Annotated in this window: 15 protein-coding genes; all 15 read right to left on the reverse strand. The window is 44.5% G+C overall.

What is annotated here, in order from left to right:
• Positions 1 to 117 precede the first annotated feature (117 nt).
• Positions 118 to 1119, reverse strand: coding sequence for an MATE family efflux transporter (locus NQ534_RS20740; RefSeq protein WP_006861750.1), 1002 nt, complete (start codon positions 1117 to 1119; stop codon positions 118 to 120).
• On the reverse strand, positions 1116 to 1811 hold the full coding sequence (locus tag NQ534_RS20745; protein WP_006861749.1) for a DUF4405 domain-containing protein: 696 nt from the start codon (positions 1809 to 1811) through the stop codon (positions 1116 to 1118). The genes NQ534_RS20740 and NQ534_RS20745 overlap by 4 nt, the downstream gene beginning before the upstream one ends.
• An 18-nt stretch (positions 1812 to 1829) precedes the next feature.
• Entirely contained in the window at positions 1830 to 2564 is a 735-nt protein-coding gene (locus NQ534_RS20750; protein ID WP_006861748.1) for a flavodoxin, read from the reverse strand.
• A 47-nt stretch (positions 2565 to 2611) separates the two neighbouring features.
• Positions 2612 to 3391, reverse strand: coding sequence for a flavodoxin (locus tag NQ534_RS20755; protein WP_006861747.1), 780 nt, complete (start codon positions 3389 to 3391; stop codon positions 2612 to 2614).
• 264 nt (positions 3392 to 3655) lie between these two features.
• The gene (locus NQ534_RS20760; RefSeq protein ID WP_006861745.1) at positions 3656 to 4507 is read right to left on the reverse strand and encodes an aldo/keto reductase; all 852 of its coding nucleotides are present in this window, start codon (positions 4505 to 4507) and stop codon (positions 3656 to 3658) included.
• Between the two features lie 16 nt (positions 4508 to 4523).
• A complete protein-coding gene (locus NQ534_RS20765) occupies positions 4524 to 5273 on the reverse strand; it encodes a C39 family peptidase (RefSeq protein ID WP_040783047.1) in 750 nt (249 codons plus the stop codon).
• A 13-nt stretch (positions 5274 to 5286) separates the two neighbouring features.
• Positions 5287 to 6045 (reverse strand): carboxymuconolactone decarboxylase family protein, encoded by a 759-nt coding sequence (locus tag NQ534_RS20770; protein WP_006861743.1) that lies wholly within the window; start codon positions 6043 to 6045, stop codon positions 5287 to 5289.
• 34 nt (positions 6046 to 6079) lie between these two features.
• The gene (gene ptsP, locus NQ534_RS20775; protein WP_006861742.1) at positions 6080 to 7687 is read right to left on the reverse strand and encodes a phosphoenolpyruvate--protein phosphotransferase; all 1608 of its coding nucleotides are present in this window, start codon (positions 7685 to 7687) and stop codon (positions 6080 to 6082) included.
• A 35-nt stretch (positions 7688 to 7722) separates the two neighbouring features.
• The gene (locus NQ534_RS20780; RefSeq protein ID WP_006861741.1) at positions 7723 to 7980 is read right to left on the reverse strand and encodes an HPr family phosphocarrier protein; all 258 of its coding nucleotides are present in this window, start codon (positions 7978 to 7980) and stop codon (positions 7723 to 7725) included.
• 34 nt (positions 7981 to 8014) lie between these two features.
• Positions 8015 to 9451 (reverse strand): 6-phospho-beta-glucosidase, encoded by a 1437-nt coding sequence (locus NQ534_RS20785; protein ID WP_006861740.1) that lies wholly within the window; start codon positions 9449 to 9451, stop codon positions 8015 to 8017.
• A 15-nt stretch (positions 9452 to 9466) separates the two neighbouring features.
• The gene (locus NQ534_RS20790; RefSeq protein ID WP_006861739.1) at positions 9467 to 11356 is read right to left on the reverse strand and encodes a beta-glucoside-specific PTS transporter subunit IIABC; all 1890 of its coding nucleotides are present in this window, start codon (positions 11354 to 11356) and stop codon (positions 9467 to 9469) included.
• A 257-nt stretch (positions 11357 to 11613) separates the two neighbouring features.
• The gene (locus NQ534_RS20795) at positions 11614 to 12105 is read right to left on the reverse strand and encodes a permease (RefSeq protein ID WP_006861738.1); all 492 of its coding nucleotides are present in this window, start codon (positions 12103 to 12105) and stop codon (positions 11614 to 11616) included.
• A complete protein-coding gene (locus NQ534_RS20800) occupies positions 12099 to 12695 on the reverse strand; it encodes a DUF362 domain-containing protein (RefSeq protein WP_006861737.1) in 597 nt (198 codons plus the stop codon). The genes NQ534_RS20795 and NQ534_RS20800 overlap by 7 nt, the downstream gene beginning before the upstream one ends.
• 260 nt (positions 12696 to 12955) lie before the next feature.
• Entirely contained in the window at positions 12956 to 14059 is a 1104-nt protein-coding gene (locus tag NQ534_RS20805; protein WP_074679830.1) for a cyclophilin-like fold protein, read from the reverse strand.
• Positions 14060 to 14095: 36 nt separating this feature from the next.
• Positions 14096 to 15100: an aldo/keto reductase gene (locus NQ534_RS20810; protein WP_006861734.1), complete on the reverse strand. Its 1005-nt coding sequence runs from the start codon at positions 15098 to 15100 to the stop codon at positions 14096 to 14098.
• Positions 15101 to 15111: the final 11 nt, after the last annotated feature.

The following is a 15111-nucleotide window of genomic DNA, read 5'->3' on the forward strand; positions in this document are numbered from 1 at the left end:
TCATTTAAAACAGCCTCCTCATTTTCCTCAAACGATATCAGCAATACCTTTCCCACCAAATCACTCCTTTTATTCTTTAAATGCCCTCCTATTTCTAATATGAAGAATCAATAAATACTATATTACTTCAAAAGCTTTCCATTTTCCTGATTTTTGCCGCCAAATGAAAATAATCGCCCTAATTACCCAATCACATACCATTGCAATCGCATTAAATATATTGTGAATCAGCACAAGCCATACTACAAGTTCCTTTGTTTCCTCTTCCAATGAATAAAATTTCAAAAAAAGAGGAAGCAGTAAAAAAATCAGGATATTCCATATCGTTGAGCTAATCAACGTAATCTTTGTCAGTTTATTAAAATAATAATCAGCACTTTCCGTATCGTGGCTTCCCATACATTGACCGATTACTGTAATAAATACCGGTCCCATTGATAACCCCGCCAAAGCCGCCAGCGACCAGATACTCTGTGCAACTCCGTTTGCCGCAATCTGATAGGTTCCAAAAAGCGCCACAATACTGCTCAAAGCTACCTTAACCAGTTGAAAAATCCCGTTTTCTACGCCGTTCGGTACTGCCACCTTCAAAATACATTTCAACAGCCCTCGATTCCAGTGAAAAATCCACTTCCTTCGATAATGTACTTCGTTTTTTCTTTGAAAACATAAGTATGTAATCATTACCGCCGACACGATACGGGCAATCAGCGACGGCCATGCTACCCCTGCCACCCCCGCTTTCAAAGCAAAAACTCCTACCATATTTCCAATCACATTTATCGCATTGGAAATGAACGATATATACATTGTCGCACTGGTCTTTCCAAGACTTCGATAAACTGCCGCACCGGAATTATATACCGCATGATCCGTCTCCTTTTTTCCAATGTACTGGCTAATCACAACTGCCCCTCCGGAAGCAAGCGCAGTAAAAAGATATATGAATATCGTATTAAACTGATTTACCAGAGAAACTCCCGAAACGGCAGCTTCCCCGGCATAGCTTACCACTAATGTATCCGCAATCCCTACAAGCATAACCAAAAGCTGTTCTAAGAATAATGGCACAATCATTTTTTTCAGATCTTCATTAGTAAACAGATTGTCCTTTTTCATTTCTTCATTTCCTTATGTTTATGCTTTGATACAGATAATTCTCGTAATATTTTTGATGCGTAATAAGCGATAAATACCCAAAATCCCATCATGGACAAATACTCTGCAAAAATCACAGCCGGACTCTTCATATAATCAAGAAAAGCGAACTCCACTCGAAGAAGCATATAGGATAAAATATCTGCCTGATAAAAACAAATCGCTCCATAGCCTGAAATCAGAACGGCAATCAGCCGAAGTAACCATATCCGAAACACAGACTTGCTCTCCCCGCACACTTTTCGGAACATACTGACCACCATTCCCCAATGAAATCCCAGATGGAGGCTCATCAATACAAAACCCCAGTAAGAACCTGCAAGATGCAGCACTCTCGCCAATGCCATCCCCCCGTTAATCGGGAGGAAGGAAAACACATGGCGGGACATTACAATGCCACTGTAACCAAGTACAAGCATTGACACAAGTACGGCAATATTTATCCCCGTCTGAAGGATTCGTAAAAGCGTGTATCTTCCTTTCAGCAAATGTCCATACCACCGTCTGTTCATAAGATTATGCAACAGAAACATCACAAGCATGCCTGCTCCAATCCATTCATGGAGCGTTTCGCCCGTAACCTGATATGCCATCAGCATAAGAAGGCACACTGTCATCAGAAGATCGACAAGCATCTTTATTCTTTTCTTCATAATCGCCTCACCTGTCGCTTATTCTGCACTTACCTCTGCCAGTCCAAAGCTATTTACCCATTCTACAATTTCAGCGTGTGAACTGTCTCCAGACAGCCGTGTTCCCTCAAGCCACTCACCGCCGCTTGTAAGCTGCTCCAGATTTGCAGCACTGGAACCAATGCCGCTTCCACCGGAAGTGCAGAACGGAACTACCGTCTTTCCGGAAAAATCATAGCTTTCCACAAAGGTACTGACAATTCTCGGAGCTTCTCCCCACCAGATAGGATAACCAAGAAATACAACGCGATAGCGCTCCATGTTTTCTACCGAGCCGGAAATTGCAGGACGTGCAGAAGGGTCATTCATCTCAATCGTGCTGCGGCTGTTGTCATTACTATAATCCAGGTCAGCGTCCGTATAAGGATCTTCCGGTACAATTTCGTAAAGATCGGCCCCTGTCGCATCAGATATTACTTCTGCTACACCTTCCGTTGTATTGGTAGCGGAAAAATACGCAACTAACACATCGCTGCTTTCTTCCTCTGTTTCATTTTCCGTTTCTTCTGGCACAAATACATCCGTATTGCTTTCCTGCTCCGGCATTTCCTCTGATATGGGTTCGTCCGTACTGTTTTCCTGCTCTGACGCTTCTTCTGATATGCTGTTTTCCGTATCCACAGGGCTTGTTTCAGCCGTCTCCTTATTACCGGCGCAAGCCATAAGCGATACTGCCATTAAAAGAGTAAGTAAAAGAGCTGCAAATTTTTTCATGATCTTACCTCCGTTTTTTGATAATTGTTCATTATAATTTTAAAATTCTAAATACCATTTGAATCCAGCCAGCTTTCCACTGTCATTTCTGCTGTCGGCACATCAGCCGAATTGAGAGCCAGTCCTTCCAGCAATTCATCCGCATGGCTGGCCTCACGTATCGTGTTATAACTGCTGCCTTCTCCATATCCATCATGAGTACAAAATGGAATTACTGTCTTTCCCGACAAATCATACTCATCCAGAAATGATAGCACAGCCTGTGGAACATCCGTTGCCCAAATCGGATAGCCAATAAACACGATATCATATTGTAAAATATCCAGATCACTCTCCACCAGCGGCGGCAAATATTCTTCATCCATTTCATTATGGTTTAATTCTCGAAGTTCATCAAAATCCACAGGATATGGCTCCCTTGTCCGAATTAAATGCAGATCTCCGCCAACATTTTTCTGAATCATGCGGGCAATGTATTCTGTCGTTCCATATTTTTCTTCATCCACTACAATACTGGCAGAGGTAGTTGCATCCACATCCTCCGGATACTCCGTATTGCCCCAGCGTGAAAAATACACAATTAAAATGCCGCTTTCACTTCCTTCGGCAGAATTCGTATCGACATTTTCTGTTTGTTCCACAGTTGAATCCTCCGTAGATTCCTGTAGCTTCGGTTCCTCTTTTTCACTTTCCTCCGCCAGACTGTTACCACATCCGGTAAAGGAAAAAATGAATACCATTGAAAACAGGGCCACTAAAAATTTTTTCATCGCCAACCTTCCTTTCGTATGTCCTTGCTTACCCGGAATAATATACTGCCCCATCATAATATGCCTCCAGATAGCCGTACATAATAATCTTCATCACCGCTGACTTCCATTTGCCTGTTACTGTAAAATCCGTATATGTTCTCCCCCATAGGTATGTATTTCTATTACTGCGTCCTGTACTGAATTTTCTGTCAATTTAACCATAGTATTCTCTGGATTTTCATTTCCGGCATATGTTCTATTGCAGCACAACAATATGATAGCCACTGCGTATATAATAAATTTTCTATTCATTCTTACTTCTCATTTTATATGGCGATGCTATTGGGTAAATCGAATCTGAAACAGCCGATATACTTCTTCTAATTTTCGTACCTCCAGAATATGATTTTTCTCTGCATCCATCTGCTCAATTATTGTCATTTCTTTATCGCTCAGTTGAAAATCACTGATTTTCCAGTTTTCTCTGATTCTATCTTCATGTATAGATTTCGGAATTGCTATAATTCCATTTTGCCTCATCCACCGAAGAATAACCTGCGCCGGACTTTTGTCATATATTCTGCCAATTTCATGCAGAATACTGTTTGTAAAAATTCCGTTCAGTCCCTCTGCAAATGGCGCCCATGCCATAGCCTTCACATTATAACGGTCCATGATTTCCCGCAACTTTTTCTGCTGGCAAAACGGATGGAGTTCAATCTGATTTACCGCTGGTACGATCTGATTATTTAAAATCAGATCCACCAGCCTGTCCTCTTCAAAATTGCAGACGCCGATTGCTCTTATTTTCCCATCACTGTACAATTCCTCCATTGCCCGCCAGCTTCCATAATAATCTCCGTATGGCATATGAATCAAATATAAATCCAGGTAATCCGTCTGGAGATTTTCCAGTGTCTTAGCGAAAGACTTTTTCGTTTTTTCATACCCGGTGTCCTGAATCCAGACTTTCGATGTGATAAATATTTCGCTCCGCTTAATGCCGCTTTTCCGGACAGCCTCTCCAACTGCTTTTTCATTTCCATAGCAGGCTGCGGTATCAATTAAACGGTATCCCGTTTTTAACGCACACCGTACACTATTTTCGCACTCGTCCAAATCTGTAATCTGGAAAACCCCAAATCCCAACTGTGGCATTTCTACCTTATTATTTAGCTGAATTGTCTCCAACTGACTTCCCTTCTTTCTAATATATAGTTATTGCATTTTTTCCTGTTTTCTCATAAAGACTTTCCATCGTTTGAATGCTCATCTCTAATTTCCCCTGCAGTGGGTCAAAAACGGTCACTTTCTCTTCTGCCAGATTATAACCTCCCAGCAATACACAGTGTTCATTGGCATACCACTGATATTCTTTTCCATCATACTCAGAGTATATCTCCAAAAAAACAGGTTCTTCGTAATACATGGTTGTCCAAATCAATACCGGATTCCCCGCAGCAAGATACTCAAATAATTCTTCAAATGCCGCACCGCTTATGTCATATGCTGACATTTCGCTTTTCTGTTCATCCAAAAATTTATTTGCCGTAGTCACAAGCCCCGGTGGAAAAATACCCGCTCCGTTAGCAGAGTACGGATTTCCCATATATCCCTTTGCAAAATTTTCCGCATCATATACGAGATAATTATCTGCGATTGTTGTTTTATCTATCTCATACCCCAGAAAGCGTAATGCCATCGTAAGTGCTACGCTCTCACATCCGGTCGGCAATTCCGGCGTTTGTATCATTTCTTCTACATCTAGTTGAATTGACTGTGGAAGTTTCTCCTCAGTATCAGAAATTTCCTCTGAATTTATCAGAGCCGACTGCGGATAAAGTTTCTCTGAATAATATGTTTCTTCTGCAACTACACGATTTACGCACTTCGTCCATACCGTTCCTGTGATGCAGAATACGCCAAAGAGGAATAGCAGCATAGGTAGTCTCTTCATTTGTTTCAAAAATTCATTCTCCTTCCAGAATCTCCCCAACCGCATTTAAAGCATCTAATAATCGTGGAAATCCCATATATGGCATAGCGTGAAGCAAAGCTCCAGTAATCGTATCCGGCGTGTTGCCTGCCTTCATCGCTCCTTTCGTATGGCTTTTTATTTGATCTCCTGCGCAGCCTAATGCTGCATGAATTACCAGAATCAGTAATTCCCTCCGCTTTGCATCCAGTCCGGTTCGTGTGGCAAAATCCCCGAAACAGAATTCCGTCAGGAAACGTGGAACTGCCTCTGCATATTCTTCCGTCAGCCATTCATATCTGCCTTTCCATTCGTTTCCGTAGAACTGCTCCTGCACTGCCAGTCCTGCCTGATAGCGCTGGTCATCGGGAATCGTTTCCTGGCTCTGAATCGGCAGCGCAATTTTCTGTTCTGTAAACACCTCGTTGATAACGGCAATGGCATTTAATGTCTTAGGAAAACCGATAAACGGAGCGCACTGGTAAATCGCTTCACGAATTTCTACCGGTGTACAGCCCACATTCAGCGATGCCTGCGTATGTGCTTTTAACTGCGGAAGCGTCTGATTGACAGCAAGAACCACAATCGTAATCAATTCTCTGATCTGATTGTCCAGATCACCTGTATAACATATTTCTCCGAAAATAAACCGCTGTAGGATCCGCATAAATTCCGGATCGGTTCCTTCGTTTTTTACAGGCTCCCCTCCAAATAATTCTTTGAATTTTTCTCTGCATAATTCAATTCGATCCATATTATCCACCTTTTACTTTCCGGCATTTCACTCCTTATGCCCTATCCATCTCTCTTACAATCTTTCTGATTGGCAAAATACATCCCGGAGCAACGGACAACTCGTCAATTCCCATATTGACAAACCGTTCTGTTAATTCTGTATCGGCTCCAAGTTCCCCACAGATTCCAGCCCATATGCCTGCTTTATGGGCATTTGCTACCGTCATCTCAATCAGCCTTAAAACTGCCTCATGATGAGCGTCATAAAACACATCCAGTTTTGCATTCTGCCTGTCAATCGCCAGCGTATACTGCGTCAGGTCATTTGTCCCTATGCTGAAAAAGTCTACTTCCTTTGCAAGTTCATCACTTATGACCGCCGCCGCAGGCGTTTCAATCATGATTCCCTGCTCTACCTTACCATACGGTACTCCAAGCTCTTCCAGATCCGCTTTTACTTCTTCGACAATCTGACGGATTTTTTTGATTTCTTCTTTTGAAATAATCATCGGATACATAATGGAAATATTGCCATAGGCGCTTGCCCGGAAAATCGCACGGAGCTGTGTTTTAAAAATTTCCGGCTGTTCCAGGCAGATACGGATAGCCCGGTAACCCATTGCAGGATTCTCCTCTTTTTCAAGCTGAAAATAATCTGCCTGCTTATCCGCCCCAATATCCAGTGTACGGATGATTACCCGTTTCCCCGCCATTGTTTCCGCTACATTTTTATAAATCTGAAACTGTTCCTCCTCTGTAGGAAATCGGTCTTTTTCCAGATACAGGAACTCACTCCGGAATAATCCGATTCCCTCCGCATCATTCTGCAGCACGGCGGCAAGGTCAGAAACATTGCCCATGTTTGCATACAATTTAATTTTTCTGCCATCTGCTGTAATTGTTTCTTTTCCTTTCAGTGCGGTAAGCAGCGCCTTATTTTCCTGTTCCTGCGTCAGAATCTCCTGATACCTTTCCAGCACTTCCGGCTCCGGCTCCACAATAAATCTGCCGTTTTTCCCGTCCACGATTCCCACTTTTCCATCCCACTCAGGAGATATATTTACCCCCGCAAGTGAGGGAATGTTCATTGTCCTTGCCAGAATAGCTGTGTGGGAATTTGCGGAACCGTGACGGGTAACAAAAGCCAGAAGTTTGTTTTTATCCATCTGGACGGTTTCACTGGGTGCAAGATCCTCCGCTACGAGAATGACCGGTTCTTCTCCCAGTCCATGCTCTTCCCCTGAACCGCTCAGAACAGAAATGACACGTTCTGAAATATCCTTTACATCCGCCGCCCTCGCTTTAAAGTATTCATCCTCCATATCTGCAAATATTCTGGAAAAATTGTCTCCCGTAGTTCCTACCGCATATTCGGCATTTACGCTTTGGGTGTATATCATATTTTTGATGGAATCCAGATAATCTTCATCTTCCAGCATCATTGCATGTACCTCGAAAATTTCCGCATTCACTTCACCAACTTCTTTTAACGCTTTTTGATACAGTCCGGATATTTCCTGAATAGCCTGTTCCTTTGCCTCTTCAAATCTTTTCCATTCTGCATCGGGATCATCAATTCGATACCTTTCAACCTGGCTTTCTTTTTTACCGTAAAAATGGATCTTCCCGATTGCTGTCCCAAGAAATATTTTTTTTCCCATTTAATATTTCCATGACCGATTCCCCCTTTTCGGCTTTATAAATTATTTTCAAAAAAGGTCCGCACTCCTGCCAAAGCGTTCTCTTCATCTTCGCCTTCTACGGAAACCGTCACTTCATCATTCTTTTTGATTCCCATTGCCATCAAAGCCATCAGTTTTCTGGCATCAGCCTTTTTCCCGTTAAAAGAAACTGTAACAGCAGACTGATATTTTTTTGCCTCTTTTACCAACAGTCCTGCCGGTCTTGCGTGAATCCCCACTTCATCGGTAATTACATAATTGAACTCTTTCATTTTGTTTTTCTCCTTTTTGCTTTTTCTTTTTTATTTAGTCATCCAGGTCCATTCCATTGCTCCGGATTACCTTCTGATACCAGTAAAAACTTTTCTTGCGTCTGCGTTTCAGGCTTCCATTTCCCTGATCGTCTTTATCAACATAGATAAAGCCATACCGTTTGCTCATCTCTCCTGTTGACGCACTGACCAGATCAATGGGGCTCCACATGGTATATCCCATCAAAGGAACTCCGTCCTCCGTAACCGCCTCAATCATGGAGCGGATATGTTCCCTCAGATAAGCAATCCGGTAATCATCCTCGATGGTTCCGTCCTCTTTTATCGTATCTTTTGCGCCAAGTCCGTTTTCCACGATAAACAGTGGCTTCTGATACCTGTCATACAAATCGTTCATAGTAACACGAAGTCCCAACGGATCAATCTGCCATCCCCACTCGCTCGCCTCCAGATGCGGGTTTCTCACCGTCCGGAACGCATTGGCTGCCATCCGGTTGGCGGACACTTCCGGATCAGCCGTATCACAACGGCTGCAGTAATAGCTGAACCCGATAAAATCTACTGTTCCGGCCGCCAAGGTTTCCTTGTCTCCCGCCTCCCAATCAAGGGTAATGCCATCCCTTTCCATCCATTTCAGGGCATAATTGGGATATGCGCCTCTGCTCTGCACATCAATGAAGAAATAATTCCCCCGCTCCGTCTGCTTCGCCTGCCATACATCCTTCGGATTGCAGGTATAAGGGTAAAAGCTCCCCCCGGCAAGCATACAGCCTATCATGCAGTCTTCCATCATTTCATGCGCCAGCCGGACAGCTCTGGCACTGGCAAGCAGTTCATGATGGGCGCAGATATATTTCAGATTTTTTATATCCTCCCCCTCCTCTGCCACTAAACCGCAGCTTGTAAAAGGAAGGTGGTTCAGCATATTAATTTCATTGAAGGTAATCCAATATTTTACCTTCTTCCCATACCGCTGGAATATCGTGCGGCAAAACTTCATAAAGCATTCAATCATCCTCCTGTCCTTCCATCCTCCGAACTCTTTTACCAGAGCAATCGGCAGGTCGAAATGGCAGATTGTAACCAGAGGCTCTATCCCGTATTTTTTACATTCATCAAAAACCTCGTCATAAAACCGCAGCCCCTCTTCGTTTGGTTCTTCTTCCAGCCCGGTAGGATATATACGTGTCCAGCTAAGGGACAGGCGGAAACATTTAAATCCCATCTCCGCAAAGAGTGCAATATCCTCTTTATAATGATGGTAAAAATCAACCGCTTCGTGGCTCGGATAAAGATGCTCTTCATCACAATCAAGCATAATCTTTTCTCCCTTTGCCACTGGCATCCGGTCAACTCCATACGGTACAACATCAATCAGGCTTACGCCTTTTCCTGACTCGTTCCATCCACCTTCGCACTGGTTCGCCGCCGTAGCGCCGCCCCACAAAAAATCTTCCGGTAAACCTTTCATTTCTTTTCCTCCTCTTTACCTGACATTAAGCACTGTATCTTCCGGTGACACAGTTCCCGGTGAACCTGCTGTCACCGTTTCATAATCATCACTGTTTGTCACAATTACTGCTGTTACAACAGGGTATTTCTCCGCTATTTTTTCCAGTTCAAAATCCATGAGTTTCTGTCCGCAGGTCACTTTATCTCCTTCTTTCACACAAGGGGAAAAGCCTTCTCCCTGCAATGCCACCGTATCCAGTCCCACATGAATCAGCAGTTGGATTCCCTCCTCACTTTCAATTCCGATTGCATGCCCTGTATCGGCTACCGAAACAACTGTCCCTTCAAACGGGGCATATACCTTTCCTTCTTCCGGAAAGATACCACATCCCTGGCCCAAAACGCCTTCTGAAAATACGCCGTCTCCAATCTGTTCCAATGTCATCAATTTCCCTTTGAGGGGAGCTTTCACTTCTCCATGTTCCCTGCGAATTTCTTTTCCCGTTTCTATCTGCAAAAATTCCGGCATCTCTTCTCCTTTTTCTGCGGAAATTCCTGTTTCAAATTTCAGGCTGAGAAGATACGTTACAACTGCAGTAACAACAGCCGAAATCACCAGCGCAATACAGATGTTAATCAGACATTCGATGGAATCATCCCCGATATACAGCAGCACTGCCGGAAGTCCGGAAGAACCTGTCGCAAATCTGTGGGTATGTGTCAATCCGGCAAACAGTCCGCCGCATCCGCCTCCGATCATTGCGGCAACCAACGGATATTTTTTCGGAAGATTTACACCGTATAAAACCGGCTCTGTAATTCCCATCAAAGCGGTAATTCCGCCTGATACGGAAAGCTGTTTGATTTTTGCTTCTTTTGTTCTTATAGCTACGACCAGCGCCGCCGTACCCTGTGCAATGTTAGAGCACACGCAGCCCGGTCCAAAGATACTGTCATATCCCAAATCCGCCATCTGCATCACGCCCAGCGGTGCAACTCCGTTATGCAGTCCAAACATTACCATAATCGGCAGGAAAGCTCCTACAAGCACTGCCGGCGCCCAGCTTGCGTTTTCACTGAGGAAGTTGAAGAACACACCCAAATATTCGCCTACCACACTTCCAATCGGTCCCAATACAGCAAGTCCAAGCGTTCCCATCACTAAGAATGTAAGCATTGGTACAAATACCAGCTTTACAGCATTCGGAATATGCTTTTCTAGCCATCGTTCTACATAGGACTGTACCAGAATAACCAGAATAATCGGAATGACTGATGATGTATACAATGTCAGTCTTAACGGAACCACTCCAAATAAATGTACTGCTTCCCCGGCCGCTACCAGTGTTCCCCAGTTTGGATGAAGCATAATCGCTGCAACCGAAGCCGCCAGAATCGGGTTGCATTTTAATTTCTGCGCTTCCGTAAACGCCAGCATGATTGGCAGGAAGTAAAATACACCATCCGCAAAAAAGTTTAATATGTAATAGGTTTGCGATTCTGTGGAAATCAGTCCGAAGACCACCAGCAAAGCCAGTAAAGCCTTTACCATTCCGGCTCCGGACAGCGCCGGGATTACCGGCTGGAACGTGCCGGAAACAAAATCAATAATGACTCCCATCACACTCTTTTTTTCACTTTTTTCCTGTCTGTCTCCCGCCTCTGCTTTCCTCGGTCCAATCAGCTTTTCTATCTCTTCAAAAACATATTTTACGTGTGTTCCGATAATAACCTGGTATACACCGCCGCTGATCATAACTTTTGAGACCCCATCCAGATCTTCCAGCTTCTTCTGATCCGCTTTTTCCTCATCTGCCAGCTTAAAACGCAGTCTTGTCTGGCAGTGATAAACATCATTTACGTTGTCCTTTCCACCCACATATTCCACGATTTTGCAGGCAAGGCTCTCATACTCTTTGCTCATGGTTTTTCCCCTTCACTTTCCTGTAAATTTCTCTTTGCAACACCGATTCAGTACTGATAGTGTTATCATACACAACCTTTCCCGTAATGTCTAATACCTATTATTCATTTTCAGAAATGTGTTTTGAGCATTTCTTGTTTATTCCGTATGGGTAAAAAAGCAGCAGAACCATGAGTTGTCATTTCTGATAATTCATAGCTCTGCTGCTTAGAATCTACGCTTCCTATTGACTTTTACAGGTTACGGTAACATGTACATCATATCATCAGGTTTACTATCAGCCCTGTTGTAAAAGAAAAGAGCATCACAAACGCCAGATATATCCAAAACCGCTTAATACCAAGCACAATTTTCAATGCTCCCAGATTGGTAATTTTAGTAGAAGGACCGGTCAGCATAAAAGCCGCCGCACTCCCCATACTCATCCCATCAAGCAGCCACGCCTGCAAAAGCGGAATTGTTCCTCCACCGCAGGCATAAAGCGGTACGCCGATGGTTGCAGCTATCAGAACGCCCCACGCTTCATTACCTCCAAACAAGTCCGTCATCACATCCTGCGGCACATATCGTTGGAACACTGCTGACAGAATGATTCCAAACAGGAAATACAATCCGGTTGCCCTAATATTTCTTCCGAGGTTTTTCAGAAAACGCAGCATAATATTCGGATCAGTATCCCGGCTTTTCGGTTCCTCGAAACCAGAAAAATCAAAAAATGCTTTATTGTGATAACAAATCCGTATCAGCACCCCTGCGGCAATGTCATGGAGCCGTTTTCATCCTGAATCTGAACATCGGCAATCGCAGTAAATCCATGATCCTTCGCCACCTGATAATGAGCGGCGGTAGATGCCCTCGAACCGCCGTAGGCAGTATTGCACTCTACAATCGTGCCATCCACCGTCTGTACCAAATCAGCAATCAGTTCAGGGCGCAGATAATTGGAGGACGGCGGTTCGCCTGTTGAGAGTTTTACCGCTACTTTTCCAACAGGAGACCATTCCAGTGCCTCATAAATCTCCACCATGGCCTCTGCACTGATGTCGGAAAGATAATACACTGCCGGGGCATCCTCCGAATCTGTATAGTAAGGTAAATCTGCCAGAAATATCTGCGAATCTCCATTCGTTACAATACTGATATTTTCTGATGTTCCCATTTTCTCCGTTTCCTTTTCTCCGTGATTTTCCTCCGGCATATTCCCCTGTGTCTCAAAAGAGCTTTCCGGCTCCAATAAAACAATATTTTCCGACTCTTCTGCCTGCACATTTCCACAGCCAATCAGCGCCCCGGACAGCAGAACCGTCATTGCAGGTATGATTATGCTCCTTCTTTTCATAAAATCCGCCCTCCATTCTGTCAAATGAACAATAAAATTTGCTTTTCCTCAATACATCGCTTCAACATCAGCCAATTTATGATTTCTAACTATTTCACTAATGTACTTTATACCCGGATTCTATATACAAATAAATCAATTCCCACATTTCTTTGCGGCTGGACGATTTTACTTCCTCATAATTGGGATACGCATGAAAACACAGGCTTTTCTTGCTTTTTGACACCCAAAATTCAAGTTGCTCCCTCTTCTGGTCCATACTAATCAGCGCACCTCTCTATGGTCACTTCCGTATAACTGTCCAGATTTTCCAGATATTCTCCGCCTGTTTCTATCCTTCCCAGCGGAATAAGCTGCGGAGAGTTGCGGAAATCCTGATAGAAAAACGCAAGGTTCCCCCAGGGGGCGTAATAGGTCAGATCCCCTGCCTGCGGCGTACACTCTCCCGGCGCATTGCTTAAATCCAGTTCTGAATCCAGATAACTGATTTTTTCCGTACCATTATAGTCCTCAAATCCAATCGTCATTGGCAACCGCTCCAACAAATCATCACTGGCTGAATTTTCATACAGCTCGACAATCATTTCTCCCTCATCCAGAACAAGTCTGATTTTTCTGCTGTCTTCCATTTCTGTTTCCTCCGTATTCTGTGCTGCGGGTAATTCTATCCCCAGGCTGTCAATCCAGTTATCTATTTCCGCCTGCGCCGTATCCATATCCCCACGGTATATACCAATCGGTTCCAATACTTCCGCCGAATCCGGAAGTGCTTCTGTAATATCCCTTACGCCTGCTGCAATTCCCCCGGTTCCATGAGCACAAAACGGTATGACGGTTTTCCCCGAAAAATCATATTCCTCAATAAAGGAAAATACTGCCATCGGTGCAGTATACCACCAGTTAGGGAAGCCCAGAAAAACAACATCGTAATCATCCATATTGTCAACATGCTCTGCCAGCTCCGGACGGGCATTCTCCGCTTTTTCGTCAGAAGCTCTGTCCATACACGCATCATAATCACTGGGATAAGGTTCCGCAGCAACGATGGAAAACAAATCCCCGCCGACACGCTGCTGTATCCACTCCGCTATCTGCGCAGTGTTCCCGGGTGGAAGTACACTGGCGGAAGAGGTTGCGTCCACCCCGCTATAGTCCGCCGTATCCCCGACAGATTCATAATGGGAAAGCGCAGACTGGATTGCCGCTTCCTCATCCTCCACTACCGTATTGTCCGCCCACGTAAAATAAGCAATCAGAATATTCCCCTGCTCCGTTTCATTTTCCGCCCCTTCTGTCTTAGTGCCGCAGGCTGCAAGGGAAAAAAGCATACCTGCCATACAAACCATTGCAACTAATTTTTTCACTTCTGTCACCTCTTTGAATTTATTTATGCCATATCATTATTTCTTTTCATCCAGCAGCATCACCCCGTCTGCAGGATTATGGTCAATCGCCCCTACAATGCGGTGCGGAAGATAAGGTTCTTCCAGATAAGCAATATCCTCCGCAGTCAGTTTTACTGCAAGCGCATCCGCGGCATCGTCAAAATGGCTCGCTTTCGTTGCGCCGATAATCGGAGCGGCAACGCCCTTCGCCCAATGCCATGCAAGAGCAATCTGCTGCATCTTTACCCCGTAACGCCCGGCAAGCTCCTGTACACGCCTGACAATCTGCATATCCTGTTCCTCAGTACGGTCATATTTTCCCATAGCAACCCGGTCTGTTCTGCTGCGCAATGTATCCGTATTCCATTCCGGGCGGGTCAGATGTCCTGCTGCCAGCGGACTGTAAGGCATCAGTGATACTCCCATCTGCCTGCACACCGGAATCAGTTCTCTCTCATCCTCACGGTAAAGAAGGTTATAATGATTTTCCATCGCCTGGAACTGCGCCCAGCCATGATCACGGGCGGCAAGCTGCATATTATAAAACTGATAACCGTACATGGCGGATGCCCCCAGTGCCCGCACCTTGCCGCAAAGAACCAGGTCATCCAGTGCTTCCATTGTTTCCTCCACAGGCGTTTCATAATCAAACCGGTGAATGATATATAAATCCAGATAGTCTGTCCCCAGACGCTTCAGCGTCCCGTCAATCTCCCTGTGGATTGCCTCAGCAGACAGCCTGCCGGGATTAAAATAAACCTTTGAAGCAATTACCACCTTGTCACGGGCAATATTCTTTTTCAGTGCCCGTCCAAGATATTCCTCGCTGGTTCCGCCAGAATAGCCGTTCGCCGTATCAAAAAAATTGATCCCAAGGGAAAGTGCGTGTTTCACAATCTCCTCTGTCCCTGCTTCATCCAGCGTCCAGTCGTGCATAGTTCCAGCTTTACCGAAACTCATGCAGCCAACGCACAATTTCGAGATCTGAATATCTGTCTTTCCTATCGTCGTGTATTCCATCTTGTTGCCCC

Origin of the sequence: Marvinbryantia formatexigens DSM 14469, from assembly GCF_025148285.1 — a bacterium.
GTDB classification, from domain to species: domain Bacteria; phylum Bacillota; class Clostridia; order Lachnospirales; family Lachnospiraceae; genus Marvinbryantia; species Marvinbryantia formatexigens.

Coding starts and splice junctions, on each gene's coding strand:
- NQ534_RS20740 (WP_006861750.1), bottom strand. CDS start 1,119: ATGAAAAAGGACAATCTGTTTACTAATGAAGATCTGAAAAAAATGATT.
- NQ534_RS20745 (WP_006861749.1), bottom strand. CDS start 1,811: ATGAAGAAAAGAATAAAGATGCTTGTCGATCTTCTGATGACAGTGTGC.
- NQ534_RS20750 (WP_006861748.1), bottom strand. CDS start 2,564: ATGAAAAAATTTGCAGCTCTTTTACTTACTCTTTTAATGGCAGTATCG.
- NQ534_RS20755 (WP_006861747.1), bottom strand. CDS start 3,391: ATGATGGGGCAGTATATTATTCCGGGTAAGCAAGGACATACGAAAGGA.
- NQ534_RS20765 (WP_040783047.1), bottom strand. CDS start 5,273: ATGAAGAGACTACCTATGCTGCTATTCCTCTTTGGCGTATTCTGCATC.
- NQ534_RS20770 (WP_006861743.1), bottom strand. CDS start 6,045: ATGGATCGAATTGAATTATGCAGAGAAAAATTCAAAGAATTATTTGGA.
- ptsP (WP_006861742.1), bottom strand. CDS start 7,687: ATGGGAAAAAAAATATTTCTTGGGACAGCAATCGGGAAGATCCATTTT.
- NQ534_RS20780 (WP_006861741.1), bottom strand. CDS start 7,980: ATGAAAGAGTTCAATTATGTAATTACCGATGAAGTGGGGATTCACGCA.
- NQ534_RS20785 (WP_006861740.1), bottom strand. CDS start 9,451: ATGAAAGGTTTACCGGAAGATTTTTTGTGGGGCGGCGCTACGGCGGCG.
- NQ534_RS20790 (WP_006861739.1), bottom strand. CDS start 11,356: ATGAGCAAAGAGTATGAGAGCCTTGCCTGCAAAATCGTGGAATATGTG.
- NQ534_RS20800 (WP_006861737.1), bottom strand. CDS start 12,695: ATGAAAAGAAGGAGCATAATCATACCTGCAATGACGGTTCTGCTGTCC.
- NQ534_RS20810 (WP_006861734.1), bottom strand. CDS start 15,100: ATGGAATACACGACGATAGGAAAGACAGATATTCAGATCTCGAAATTG.